11 protein-coding genes are annotated in these 12,332 nt (G+C 72.8%); 2 read left to right on the top strand and 9 right to left on the bottom strand.

All coding sequences use genetic code 11. The annotated features are described in order from the left end of the window. Nucleotides 1-90: 90 nt before the first annotated feature. The 7 genes from ABZX11_RS28680 to thyX all read right to left on the bottom strand — a co-directional run bounded on the left by ABZX11_RS28680 (nt 91) and on the right by thyX (nt 8,843). The gene (locus ABZX11_RS28680) at nt 91-1,734 is read right to left on the bottom strand and encodes a substrate-binding domain-containing protein (RefSeq protein ID WP_354918509.1); all 1,644 of its coding nucleotides are present in this window, start codon (nt 1,732-1,734) and stop codon (nt 91-93) included. 210 nt (nt 1,735-1,944) lie between these two features. Next, nucleotides 1,945-3,642 (bottom strand): ribonuclease J, encoded by a 1,698-nt coding sequence (locus ABZX11_RS28675; protein WP_176171562.1) that lies wholly within the window; start codon nt 3,640-3,642, stop codon nt 1,945-1,947. Then, nucleotides 3,639-4,652 (bottom strand): 4-hydroxy-tetrahydrodipicolinate synthase, encoded by a 1,014-nt coding sequence (gene dapA / locus ABZX11_RS28670; RefSeq protein WP_176171563.1) that lies wholly within the window; start codon nt 4,650-4,652, stop codon nt 3,639-3,641. The genes ABZX11_RS28675 and dapA overlap by 4 nt, the downstream gene beginning before the upstream one ends. 91 nt (nt 4,653-4,743) lie before the next feature. Further along, complete coding sequence (locus tag ABZX11_RS28665; protein ID WP_354918506.1) at nt 4,744-6,225, bottom strand: serine/threonine-protein kinase; 1,482 nt, start codon at nt 6,223-6,225, stop codon at nt 4,744-4,746. Nucleotides 6,226-6,325: 100 nt separating this feature from the next. After that, nucleotides 6,326-7,567 carry an Nramp family divalent metal transporter gene (locus ABZX11_RS28660; protein WP_354918503.1) on the bottom strand — a complete coding sequence of 414 codons (1,242 nt, stop codon included), beginning with the start codon at nt 7,565-7,567 and terminating at the stop codon, nt 6,326-6,328. A 128-nt stretch (nt 7,568-7,695) separates the two neighbouring features. After that, nucleotides 7,696-8,091, bottom strand: a complete 396-nt coding sequence (locus ABZX11_RS28655; protein ID WP_354918500.1) for an ACT domain-containing protein — start codon at nt 8,089-8,091, stop codon at nt 7,696-7,698. Then, a complete protein-coding gene (gene thyX / locus ABZX11_RS28650) occupies nt 8,091-8,843 on the bottom strand; it encodes an FAD-dependent thymidylate synthase (RefSeq protein WP_176171567.1) in 753 nt (250 codons plus the stop codon). Before thyX ends, ABZX11_RS28655 begins: the two co-directional genes overlap by 1 nt. 119 nt (nt 8,844-8,962) lie before the next feature. On the opposite strand from thyX, the gene ABZX11_RS28645 reads away from it, so the two are divergent. Beyond that, nucleotides 8,963-9,472: a toxin-antitoxin system HicB family antitoxin gene (locus tag ABZX11_RS28645; protein ID WP_354918497.1), complete on the top strand. Its 510-nt coding sequence runs from the start codon at nt 8,963-8,965 to the stop codon at nt 9,470-9,472. Between the two features lie 13 nt (nt 9,473-9,485). Further along, entirely contained in the window at nt 9,486-10,409 is a 924-nt protein-coding gene (locus ABZX11_RS28640; RefSeq protein WP_354918494.1) for a DUF4097 family beta strand repeat-containing protein, read from the top strand. A gap of 211 nt (nt 10,410-10,620) precedes the next feature. Here ABZX11_RS28640 and ABZX11_RS28635 read toward each other — a convergent pair whose 3' ends face one another. Both ABZX11_RS28635 and ABZX11_RS28630 read right to left on the bottom strand, forming a co-directional pair. Beyond that, nucleotides 10,621-11,610 carry a HEAT repeat domain-containing protein gene (locus ABZX11_RS28635; RefSeq protein WP_354918492.1) on the bottom strand — a complete coding sequence of 330 codons (990 nt, stop codon included), beginning with the start codon at nt 11,608-11,610 and terminating at the stop codon, nt 10,621-10,623. A gap of 52 nt (nt 11,611-11,662) precedes the next feature. Continuing rightward, a complete protein-coding gene (locus ABZX11_RS28630; protein ID WP_354918489.1) occupies nt 11,663-12,319 on the bottom strand; it encodes a HEAT repeat domain-containing protein in 657 nt (218 codons plus the stop codon). Nucleotides 12,320-12,332: the final 13 nt, after the last annotated feature.

The raw sequence follows: 12,332 nt of genomic DNA, 5'->3' as shown, positions 1-12,332 counted from the left end.
TGAGAAGGGTGTTCAGGTCTGTCGTCACAAACGGATCTTGAACACCCTTCGCCCGTCTCCGGTCACCACCCAGACTTACGCATTACTCGTCTAGCCGCCGGCGATTCGGGACAGGGCGCCGAAAAACACGTCCGTGATCTTCGCCGGGTCCGGGGCCAGGAACGCCTGCCCGCCCGTGGCCCCCGTCAGCTGGTCCAGCTCCGTCTTGTCCGCGTCCGGCCCGATGCCCACTCCGATCAGCGGGATCGGGCGGCGGGGGTCCTGCAGCTTCGCCAGCTCGGTCAGCAGGTCCGCGCGGGAGATGCCGTGCGGGTCCTCGTTGCGGCCGTCCGTCATCACGATCACCAGGTTCAACCGGCCCGGCTCCCACTCGCGCCGCGCTGTTCGGTACGTGTCCAGGACGCTGTCGTACAACCCCGTTCCGCCGTCCGGGGTGGCCGTCACCCTGGCCAGTTTGTCCAGTGCTCCGCTCGCCAGGTGCTGGGCCACCGATGCCATCGGGAGCAGCTCGCGGTAGTCCTTGTCGCCGTCCAGGCGGGTCGAGAACGCCAGCATCCGCAGCTGCGTCGCCGGCTTGAACAGGTGCATGGCCTTGGCCGCCGCCTCCATCGTCACCTGCATGCGGTTCAGGTTCGTCCCCGGCACCTGCGCGTTCATCGAGCCCGAGACGTCGATCAGCACCTGGACCCGCGCGCTCAGGTTGATGCCCGCCCACTGGTTGAGCAGCTCGTCGACCACCGGTGCCGGTGGGAGGTTCGCCACGCGGATGCCCGTCGGCTGGACCCGCGGGTCGTCGGGGTGGTCGCGCAGGGCCTGGCCGCCCGCCGCGCGCAGGCCCGTGCGGGCGATCGCGTCCGATCCCGCGTCGCCCAGGACCGCGTCGCGCAGCGCCTGGACGAGCGGGCGCTGCTCGGGCGTGATCCCGCCGAGCTCCGCGAACGGGTAGTCCAATGTGGGCACCGCCGTCGAGTAGACCGCGACGAGCGGGGAGCTCGGGTCCTCGACGTTGTGGCGCAGCAAGGAGTTCTCCGACGCGGGGAACGCCGTCACCGCCGCCGCGCCGCTGCCGTCACTGGATCCCGGCAGCCGGGCGATCAGCTCGGTCTCCGCGCCCAGCGTGTTGGACGAGAACCGCCGCAGCATCGCCACGTACGCCGCCGACGGCTCGAGTGCCGCCTTGACGCTGTCGCGCAGGCCGAGCAACGCCACCGCGCCGACCGCGTCCCGCGACGGGTCCGGCATCCCCGGCACGACGCCGGGCGCGGCCAGTGTCTCCGCCCAGGTGGGCACGCGGTCGGGCCAGCCGAGGCCCTTGGCGACGTCCGCGGCGACCGCGAGCACCACCGGCGAACTCGCCACCGACGCCCCGGTCTCGGGGACGTCGGCCGCGCCGAGCTGGTGGGCGCGGCGCAGCGCGAGCGTGGAGTCCGGCACCCAGACCTGCGGCCGCGGGCTGCCGTCCGAGAGGGCGAGCCGCTCGGCGGCCTGCGTCGCCTCGCGCGTCTGGATCTCGATGCTGCCGCACTGGAGGTTCAGGCTGTGCACGACGAGCGACAGCGCGGGCGCGATGTCCGGCGAAGCGGTGACGAGGACCTTCGCCGGCTGCTCGCACTTCGGCTTGGCGCGCACGGTCGTCACCGTCACCCACGCGGCCGCTCCGAGGACCAGCACGAGACCGGTCGCGAGGACAGGCACCAGCAGCCGGTGTCGGCTCCCGTCCGAATGACGTCCCATCGGCGCGGCCTCTCTGCGCGAGGCGGGTGGGGATCAAGGTTATCCCGCAGCAAAGCGGCCGCACGTGCGCCGGACGGCCTAACAGGCGGACGAACTCCTCCTCCGGAGGGACCCGTCCCCACCCGCAGCGGGGTGTCCACGGCCGCGGACGGCGGAACAAAACGCAGAACGCCTTCGCCCACCAGGCGAAGGCGTTCCGCGGGAAAGGACTCAGACCGGGATGACCGTCGGGACGATCATCGGACGGCGGCGGTAGGTGTCGGCCACCCAGCGGCCCACCACCCGGCGGACCGCCTGCGCGATCCGGTGCGTGTCGGTGATGCCCTCGGCCTCCGTGCGTGCCAGCTCCATCTCCACCAGCGGCACGACGGCGGCGAGCGCCTTCGGGTCGTCGGAGAAGCCGCGGCCGGACACCGTCGGGCTGCTGACCGCGCGGCCCGTGCTGGAGTCCACCGCGACGCTGATCGAGATGAACCCGCCCTCGCCGAGGACCAGCCTGTCCGACAACGTCGACTCGCCGACGTCGCCGACCGACAGGCCGTCGACGTACACGTGCCCGACCTCGACGCGGCCGGTGCGGGACGCCTTGCCGTCGACCAGGTCGACGACCACGCCGTCCTCGGCGATCACCACGTTGTCCGGGGCGACGCCGGTGCGGATCGCCAGCTCGCCGTTCGCGCGCAGGTGCTTCCACTCGCCGTGGACCGGCATCACGTTGCTCGGGCGCACCGCGTTGTACAGGTAGAGCAGCTCGCCCGCCGACGCGTGGCCGGACACGTGCACCTTCGCGTTGCCCTGGTGGACGACGTTCGCGCCGAGCCGGGTCAGGCCGTTGACCACGCCGAACACCGCTGTCTCGTTGCCCGGGATCATCGAGCTGGCCAGCACGACCGTGTCGCCCGCGCGGATCGAGATCTGCCGGTGCTCGCCGCGCGCCATCCGCGACAGCGCCGAGAGCGGCTCGCCCTGCGACCCGGTCGAGACGAACAGGACCTTGCTCTCCGGCAGGGTGCTCGCCTGGTCGAGGTCGACGAGCAGGCCGTCCGGCACGTTCAGCAGGCCCAGTTCGGCCGCGATGCCCATGTTCCGGACCATCGACCGGCCAACGAACGCGATCCGGCGGCCGTGCCGCTCGGCGGCGTCGAGAACCTGCTGGACGCGGTGCACGTGGCTGGCGAAGCAGGCCACGATCACGCGCTGGTCCACGCGCCGGATGACGTCGTCGAGCACCGGGCCGATGTCGCGCTCGGGCATGACGAACCCGGGCACCTCGGCGTTGGTCGAGTCGACGCAGAACAGGTCGACGCCCTCGTCGCCGAGCCGGGAGAAGCCGGCCAGGTCGGTGAGGCGCCCGTCCAGCGGGAGCTGGTCGAGCTTGATGTCGCCGGTGTGCAGGACCACGCCGGCCGGGGTGCGGATCGCCACCGCGAGCGCGTCCGGGATGGAGTGGTTGACCGCGAAGAACTCGAGGTTGAACACGCCGACGTCGCGGCGCTCGCCTTCGCGGACCTCGATCAGCTTCGGCCGCTGCCGGTGCTCCTTCGCCTTCGCGGCGAGCAGCGCGTTGGTGAACCGCGATCCGTAGATCGGCAGGTCCGGCCGCAGGCGCAGGAGGAACGGGACGGCGCCGATGTGGTCCTCGTGCCCGTGGGTGAGCACCAGGCCCTCGATGTCGTCGAGGCGGTCCTCGATCGCGCGGAAGTCCGGCAGGATCAGGTCGACGCCGGGCTGGTCGTCCTCGGGGAAGAGCACCCCGCAGTCGACGATGAGCAGCCGGCCGCCGAACTCGAAGACGGTCATATTGCGCCCGACCTCGCCGATACCGCCCAGCGCGACGACGCGCAGAGCTCCCTCGGGCAGTGCGGGCGGGGCGTTGGTGGGGCCTGGACCTGGGGGAAGTGAGCTCACCGAGGCAGGGTCCCAACGCTGGTGTGCGAGGTCGGCGCGACGTAGGCCGCTCGCGAGTCTGCTTGTGCCACCCGCTCACCATGCCAGTCCTGAGCCGCCGTGTCGCCCAGCGGCACGCCGCCCTGGGCAAGATCAGCGGCGATCAGGGCCGTCTGCTCGGTGGTCGGCGCGACGATCGGCAGCCGCGGGTCGCCGATGTCGAAGCCGCGCAGCCGCAGCGCCGCCTTGCTGAACGCGACCCCGCCGACCCGCGACATCGCCCGCAGCACGGGCAGCATGGCGCGGTGGTTGGTGCGCGCGGTGGAGGTGTCGCCCTTTTCGTAGGCGTCGATCATGGCGCCGATCCGGCCCGCGACGACGTGACCGATCACACTCACCACGCCGACCCCGCCGACGGAGATCCACGGCAGGTTCAGCCCGTCGTCACCCGAGTAGTAGGCGAGGTGGGTGTTGGCGATGACCTCGGAGCCGGCGATCAGGTCGCCCTTGGCGTCCTTGACCGCGACGATCCGGGGGTGCTCGGCCAGCCGCAGCAGCGTGTCGACCTCGATGGGGACGACCGATCGCGGCGGGATGTCGTAGAGCAGCACGGGCAGGCCGCTGCTGTCGGCGACCGTGGTGAAGTGCGCGAACAGCCCGGCCTGGCTGGGCCGCGAGTAGTACGGGGTGACGACCAGCAGGCCGTGCGCCCCCGCCGCTTCGGCCTGCTTGGCCTGCTCGACGCTGTGCGCGGTGTTGTTGGTGCCCGCGCCGGCCACGACGGTCGCGCGGTCGCCGACGGCCTCGACCACGGCGCGGATCAGGTCCTGCTTCTCCGCGTCGCTCGTGGTCGGGCTCTCGCCGGTGGTGCCGTTGACCACGAGGCCGTCGTTCCCCAGCTCCACGAGGTGCTCGGCCAGCTCCTGCGCCCGCTTCAGGTCCAGCGCGCCCTCGGCGTCGAACGGGGTGGCCATCGCGGTGAGCACGCGCCCGAACGGCCGTCCGGGCGCTGCGGTAGGTGGGTTGGACATGGGTGAGACGGTACCCCGAGGGTCCGACGAAAACCGCGCCGACCTGGTCACCAGGAGGATTTCCCGGGGTCGGCCGCTCGTCGCGGAACTTCTACTTGACCTTGGTCACGATCGGGGCGGTGATGGGGCCGCCGTCGGCGCGCGCGAGCAAGCAGTAGAACTCGCGGCTGGGCTCTTCACCCTGCTTCGCCGGCGCCCGGCGCCACTCGGTCTCGGTGGGCACGAGCGCGCGGAAGGTGAGGTCCGCCCGGTTCGCCTCGGGCACGATCGACGACCGGAACGCGGTCGCGCACGCGGCTTCCCCGCTCGCCGTCACGGCGGGCAGGCCGGGATAGGCCGCGACCTTGGCGTCGTCGGTGCTCCAGTTCTCGACCGAAATCAGGTTCCCGATCTCGTAGACCTCCAGCGTGTGGCTCTTGTCGCAGTCGGTCTTGTTGTCTTCCTCGCTGATGATCGAGCCGTCCTGGATCGGGGTGTTGAAGCACCGGTAGTAGCCGCCGATGTCGGTGCGGAGCTGGCCGCCGACGCCGTAGGTCATCGTCGGCTGCTTCTGCTCGTCCGGGGCGGGCGTCTCGTACGCCTTGCCCGCGAAGAAGCCGCCGGCCAGGGCACCGGCCACGAGCACCGCGGCGCCCGTGAGCCACCAGGCCCGGTGGGTCTTCGCCGGTGCCGCCGGGGCGGCGGACGGGAAGAGCATGGCGGTGCCGCCCGGCGGGGTCGGCCGCACGCCCTGCGCCGTGGTCAGCAGGTTCTGGGCCTGGGCCGCGGTCAGCCGGGCGTCGGGGTTGGCGACGAGCAGGCCGAGGATGGCCGCGGCGATCGGGCCGTGGCCGCGGGTCAGGTACGGGATCTCGGTCATGATCGCGTGCAGCGTCGCCGCGGTGGTCGCGCGCTCGAACGGGATCGAGCCTTCGACGGCGAAGAACAGCGTCGCGCCGAGCGACCACAGGTCGGACGCGGGCAGGGCTTCGCGGCCCTGGACGCGTTCGGGCGCCATGAAGGCGGGCGAGCCGACGATCATACCGCTGGTGGTCAGGCGCGGGTCGTCGACGGCGTGGGCGATGCCGAAGTCGGTCAGCTTCACCCGGCCGTCCGGCGCGACGAGGATGTTCGCGGGCTTGACGTCCCGGTGCACGATCCCGGCGGAGTGGGCGGCCTGCAGCGCGGCGAGCACCCGCTCCCCCACCTGCGCGGCCTGCGCGGCGGGCATCGGGCCGCGCTGCCGCACGAGGTCGGCGAGGCTCGGCGCTTCGACGAGCTCCATGACGATGAAGGTGGTCCCGCCGTCGGTGATGACGTCGTAGACGGTGACGATGGCGGGGTCGTTCAGCCGCCCGCCGGTGCGCACCTCGCGCAGCGCCCGTTCGGAGAAGACGGCGGCGGACTCGGCGTCGGGCAGCCGGAGCTCCTTGACGGCGACCTGCCGCCCGATGACCTGGTCCTGCGCCCGCCAGACGACACCCATGCCGCCGCGGCCGAGTTCGCCGAGCAGCAGGTAGCGGCCGGCGACAACCCGCTGACCAGGCGTGACGGGGGCCTGCGGCGGGTAGGGCCGGGTCTGTTCGTCGGTCACGGTGCTCCTTTTGGCGGCGGTCGCGCAGATGCTAGTCGGACCGTCGCGCAGCGCTGCCGGTTCCGCGGAATTCGTGACCCGGCGTGGTGGGAAAGCGACGTCAGCCGGCGAAGGTGAGGTAAATCAGCACCAGGTTGAGCGCGATGATGATCGCCGCCACCACAGAGGCCGCCACCGTGGTCAGGCGGCGGTTCACGTCCTCGCCCATCAGCGACCGGTCGGCCGTCAACCTGATCAACGGGACCAAGGCGAACGGGATGCCGAACGAGAGCACCACCTGCGACACCACCAGCGCCGCGCTCGGGTCCGCGCCCAGCGCCAGCACCACGATCGCCGGGGTCAGCGTCACCAGGCGGCGCAGCACCAGCGGGATCCGCTTGTGCAGCAGCCCCTGCATGATCATCGCGCCCGCGTACGCGCCCACCGACGTCGACGCCAGGCCCGACGCCAGCAACCCGATCGCGAACAGCAGCGCGATCCCCGGCCCGAGCGCCGAAGCGACCGCGCCGTGGGCGCCCTCGATGCTGTCGACGCCCTCCTGGCCCTGCAGGTTCGTCGCGGCCAGCAGCAGCATGCCGAGGTTCACCGCGCCGGCCAGCAGCATCGCCAGTCCGACGTCGGCCCTGGTCGCGCGCAGCAGGCGGCGGCGCTGTGCCCCTTCGGAGCGGCCGTGACGGTCGCGGACCAGGCCGGAGTGCAGGTAGACCGCGTGCGGCATCACCGTCGCGCCGAGCATCGCCGCCGCGATCAGGACGCTGCCGGCGCCGTCGAAGCGCGGGACCAGACCGCCCACCGTCGCCGCGGCCGACGGCGGCTCGACGAACAGGCTCGCCAGGAAGCCGATCGCGATCACCGCCAGCAGCCCGGTCACCACCCGCTCGAAGGTCCGCTGGCCGCCGCGGTCCTGGATCGCCAGCAGCGTCAGCGACACCGCCCCGGTGATCAGGCCGCCGACGATCAGCGGCAGGTCGAACAGCAGGTTGAGCGCGATCGCGCCGCCGACCACCTCGGCCAGGTCGGTGGCGATCGCGACGATCTCCGCCTGCGCCCAGTACGCCAGCCGGGCCGGCTTCGGCAGCCGGGCGCGCAGGGCCTCCGGCAGCGACATCCCGCTGACCAGGCCGAGCTTCGCCGACAGGTACTGCACCAGCACGGCCATCAGGTTCGCCGCGACGATCACCCAGACCAGCAGGTAGCCGTAGCGGGCGCCGGCGCTGATGTTGGATGCGACGTTCCCCGGGTCGACGTAGGCGATGGCGGCGACGAACGCGGGCCCGAGCAGGGCGGACCCGGCCCGCAGGCGGCTGGCCAGTCTCGGCCGGACTGCCTCGGTCACAGCCATGACGCCACCTCTCGAACCCCGGATGTCGGGCAACCCAAACCGAAGTTTAGGCATGCCGAACTTCGCTTTTCAAGGGTGAGGACTCCCACCCTCGCCACCGGCTTACACGGTTCGGTGGTCGGCAAACATCAATCGCGGGCGACGTCGTGACCGGACTCACGCAGCGCCGCGACCGCGTGGTCGAGGTCGCCGGCCTTGACCAGGATGTGGTCGGTGTCGAACGTCGAGATCGAGAACAGCGCGACCCCGGCCGCGGCCAGCTCGGAGGCCAGCGCGGCGATGATGCCGGTGAGCGTGAACTCCAGCGGCCCGCGCACCGACAGCAGCCGCCAGCCGTCCTCGGCCGCCGTCGCGCCGCCCGGCTCGCGGCCGGCCAGGCAGATCACCGACAGTTCTTCGGGTGTCCGCGTCACCGAAACCAGGGTGTCCCCGGGTTCGAACAGCTCGGCGGGCACGGGGGCGTCCGCGGGCAGCCGCACGACGGCGTACTCACCGGGACGGACGTCGATCGCGAGTCGCTTCATCAGCCTTCCAGCACCTTAGGGCTCGTGGCGATCTCGGTGCCGTCCGGCAACGTCGAGATGGTGAAGTCGGCGAACACGTTCGGCGCGGCCTTCTGCAGCTGCCGCAGGCACTCCACGGCCAGCTCGCGGATTTCCACGTCGGCGTGCTCGGTGGCGCGCATGGCGACGAAGTGCCGCCAAGCGCGGTAGTTCCCGGTCACGACGATCCGGGTCTCGGTCGCGTTCGGCAGCACCGAACGGGCGGCCTGCCGGGCCTGCTTGCGGCGCAGCGTCGCGCTCGGGACGTCGGCGAACTTCTCCTCGAGCCCGGTCAGCAGCTCGGTGTAGGCCTCGACGCTCGCCCGGGTCGCCGCCACGAACTTCTCGTGCAGCACCGGGTCGTTCGCGATGATCTCCGGCTCGACGAACTCGGCGTCGCGCTCCGGGACGTACCGCTGCGACAGCTGGGAGTAGGAGAAGTGGCGGTGCCGGATCAGCTCGTGGGTCAGCGACCGGGAGATGCCGGTGACGTAGAAGGTCACCGAGCCGTGCTCCAGCACCGAGAGGTGGCCGACGTCGATGATGTGCTCGAGGTAGCCGGCGTTGGTGGCGGTGGCCGGGTTCGGCTTCTGCCACGACTGGTAGCAGGCGCGGCCGGCGAACTCCGCGAGCGCTTCCCCGCCGTCCGCGTCGGTCGACCACGGCACGTCCCCGGGCGGGAAGAACTCGGTCTTCGCGATCAGCTGCACTCGGGGTGACACGGTTCCGGTCACGTCAGCACTCCTTCTCCCGGTTCCCGCGCAGCCTAACCGCGTGAGGCCGGTCACTCCCGGGTGACGGGCGACATCATCGCCGCCTTGACTGACACCACTTATGACGTCATAGTGGTGTCATGGACCTGACGCCGTACATCGCCACCCTTCGCGAGGACCTCGCGAACACGGCTGCCGCCGGGGACGAGCAGACCCGGCGGGCGGCCGCGCTGCTGTCCTCCGCGCTCGAGCCCGCCGTCCGCCTGACCCTGATGAACGCCCTCGCCGACCTCGCCGCCGAGGTCACGGCCGCACTGCCGGGCCAGGTGGTGGACGTCCGGCTTGACGGGCGGGACGTCCGGGTCGTCGTCACCGGCACCGCCGAGGAGCCGACGCCACGGGAGACACCACGTGACACCACACCGCCGCCACCCATCGACGGCGGTGACATCAGCCGGATCACCCTCCGGCTGGTCGAGCAGATCAAGGGCCAGGCCGAACGCGCGGCCGCCGCCCAGGGCGTCTCGCTGAACACCTTCGTTTCGCAGGCGGTCCAGGGCGCGCTGGGGCACGGCAAGAGCGGCGGCGGCCACAAGCACCACGGCGGCAGGGGCGGCGGATCGCACCTGCACGGCTGGGTCGAAAGCTGAGGGGGACGAGACGATGAGTGAAGAACAGACCACACCGGCCGGAGAGCCGAACGACGAGCTGGTCCGGATCGACGAGTTCGAGACCGACGTCCCGCTGGAGCTCGACATCAGCGTCACGATCGGCCGCGTCGAGGTCGTCCTCGACGGCGACTCCGGCGCGCGCGTCGAGCTGCGGCACGACCAGGGCGAGCAGCAGCCGTGGGTGGCGGGCGTCAACAGCCTGCTGTCGTGGGTCGGCGAGCGCTTCGGCGACCAGCTGGGCGTCGACCCGTCGAGCTCGCCCGCCGAGGCCGTGCGGCAGAGCCGGATCGAGAAGCTCGGCAACCGCCTGGTCGTGCAGGCCCCGAAGGCGTGGCAGCTGCGCAACGCCGCGCTCGCGGTGAAGGTGCACGCGCCGGCGGGCTCGCACGTCGAGGTCCGGGCGGGCGCGGCGGACGTCACGGTGACCGGCTCGGCCGGCCGCGTCGACCTGCTGACCGGCTCCGGCGAGGTGAAGCTCGACCGGGCCGACGGCTCGGCGACCATCCGCACCGGCAGCGGCGCGGTCAAGCTCGGCCCGACACTGGGCGGGCTGCAGCTGCGCAGCGGCAGCGGCCACGTCGAGGCGTCGTCGATCAGCGGGTCCGCGACGCTGGCCACCGGCACGGGCGACGTCTGGCTGGGCGCGGTGGCGGGCGAGGTGATGGCCCGCACGGGCAGCGGCGACCTTTCGGTGGCCGACGCGGCGTCGGGCTCGCTCGACCTGATCACCGGCTCGGGCGAGGTCCGGATCGGCATCCGCGGCGGGACGGCCGCTGAGGTCGACCTGACCTCCAGCGCCGGCCGCGTCTCCAGCGAGCTGGACGTCGCCGAAGCCGCGCCCGAGGGTGGGGTGCAGCTGAAGGTGCGCGCCCGCACGGGCACCGGCAACGCCGTGGTGACACGCGCGGCGGGCTGAGCAAGGGGGAGGGACGGGCCGTTCCCGGGACGGGGGTGCCGGGAACGGCCCGTTCGCGCGCGAAATACCGGCGCAGAATCGGCGCGCGGCCGGGCTTCGAGTCGCAGAAGGCCGGTCCCCGCGGCGACGGGCATGGCGCGCGGCGGCCGGTGGACCTGCGAACCGCAGCCTGGCGGCGGCGAACGCGGCCGCCAGCCACACGCCGGTAGGCCTACGAGCCGGACCTGCCGAGCGCTTCCGTGACCGCCGAGGCGATCAGCGCGACCACCCGGTCCTCGTCGTCGGCCATGCGCCGCAAGGTGTCCTGCGACAACGGGGCCGGGAGTTCGGCCAGCGCCTGGGCCACGCGGATCCGGACCGCCGTGTCCGCGGACAGCTCGGCGGCCAGCGCGCTCACGATCTGCTGCCCCAGCTCCGGGTCCGAGGCCAGCGTGCCCAGGACCTCCGCCGCCTCGACGTCGCTCGTTCCCTCGGCCACCATGCCGACCAGAATCGGGACCGCGGCCGTCGTTCCGCGGCGGCCGGCGGCCAGTGCCGCGTGGCGGCGGATGCCCGGCTCCGGGTCCTCGAGCGCGGATGCCAGCGCCGCTGCCGCCTCTTCTCCCGGTAGCTCGGCGATCGCCAGGAGCGCGCGCCGCCGGACTTCGGCGTCGGGTGAGCTCAGGCCGGCGGCCACCGCGGGCAGGCCGTCCGCGCCCGCCCGTGCCAGCGCCCAGCGCAGGGCCCCGGCGACGTTCGGGTTCGTCTCGGTCAGGACCGCCCTGGCCAGCAGCTCGGTGGGGAGCGGCACGTCCAGCGCGGCCTGCTGCCGGCGCCCCGGGCTGGGGGAATCGAGCCCGTGCAGCAGCTCGACGACGTGCAGCACGCCGTCCCAGCCCGTGGGCTCCGAGGCGTCGATCGCGCGGAGCCGCTCGAGCAGCTCCCGCTCCCGCTCCAGCCGGTCTTCGGTCCGCCGGATCAGCTCACCGACCAAAGTGGACGGTGTGAAGGCCGGATCCGCCAGCGCCTGCCCGATCTGCCGCAGCGACATCCCCAGCGACCGCAGGCCTTCGACGTGGAAGATCCGGCGGATGTCGGCCTCGGCGTACTCGCGGTAGCCGCCGACGGTCCGGCCGGTCGGCCGCACCAGCCCGAGGGAGTCGTAGTGCCGCAGCATCCGCGAACTCACCCCGGACCGGCGGGCCACCTCACCGATCAGCACGCCGCACCCGCAGCGCGCTCCGGCCGCAAGGCGCCCACGGCCGTCTCGCCCATCAGCTCGCCGCGCGTTCCGGGCCGAGCGCGACGATCCGCCTCGCCTCGTCGACGGCCACGTCGAACCCGGCCTCCGGGTCCTGCAGCAGCCGTTCCGTGGCACGGGCGTGCGCCCGCACGACCGGGTCGGCGCTCACCAGCCCCGCCCGCAAGGCCCCTTCGGCCACGTCGCCGAGCGCGACGAGGGCCCGGCTGAGGCTCAGCTGCACGGCCCGGTCACCGCGGCCGAGCTCACGGGCCAGCTCGGCCGCCAGGTCCGCGTGCTCCCCCGGCGGCACGAGCACGACGGCCGCCCGCCAGGCGCTTCGCGCGACTTCGTCGTCCCGGTCGTGCAGCAGCTCCCGGGTGAGCGCCGGCCACGCCGTCCGGTCGCCGATCTTGGACAGCGTGTGCAGGGCCTGGCTGCGGGCCTGGGCCCGGCCGGAGCGCAGTTCCGCGACGAGCCGGGGCACGGTCAGCTCCGCGGGCAGGCGGGTCAGCGCCCAGGTGAGCATGTCGCGGACGAAGAAGTCCGGCTCGGCCGCGCACCGCGCCACGAGCGCCTCGACGAGCCCGGGGTCGGCCCGGGTGCCCGCGGCCAGCGCCGCCTGGAGCCGGGTCGACGGGTTCGCCGCGCCCAGCGCCTCGAGCAGCCGGGTGTCCGTTGCGTGGTTCATCGTGACCACCTCC

This window comes from Amycolatopsis sp. NPDC004169 (genome assembly GCF_040610315.1).
GTDB lineage: Bacteria > Actinomycetota > Actinomycetes > Mycobacteriales > Pseudonocardiaceae > Amycolatopsis.
The sequence above is the reverse complement of the archived record's forward strand: the minus strand, read 5'-3'. Positions and strand labels throughout refer to the sequence as shown.

Bases quoted from the DNA above. Each gene is read 5' to 3' on its own strand.
- ABZX11_RS28680 (WP_354918509.1), bottom strand. From the start codon at position 1,734: ATGGGACGTCATTCGGACGGGAGCCGACACCGGCTGCTGGTGCCTGTC.
- dapA (WP_176171563.1), bottom strand. From the start codon at position 4,652: ATGTCCAACCCACCTACCGCAGCGCCCGGACGGCCGTTCGGGCGCGTG.
- ABZX11_RS28660 (WP_354918503.1), bottom strand. From the start codon at position 7,567: ATGGCTGTGACCGAGGCAGTCCGGCCGAGACTGGCCAGCCGCCTGCGG.
- ABZX11_RS28655 (WP_354918500.1), bottom strand. From the start codon at position 8,091: ATGAAGCGACTCGCGATCGACGTCCGTCCCGGTGAGTACGCCGTCGTG.
- ABZX11_RS28645 (WP_354918497.1), top strand. From the start codon at position 8,963: ATGGACCTGACGCCGTACATCGCCACCCTTCGCGAGGACCTCGCGAAC.
- ABZX11_RS28640 (WP_354918494.1), top strand. From the start codon at position 9,486: ATGAGTGAAGAACAGACCACACCGGCCGGAGAGCCGAACGACGAGCTG.
- ABZX11_RS28630 (WP_354918489.1), bottom strand. From the start codon at position 12,319: ATGAACCACGCAACGGACACCCGGCTGCTCGAGGCGCTGGGCGCGGCG.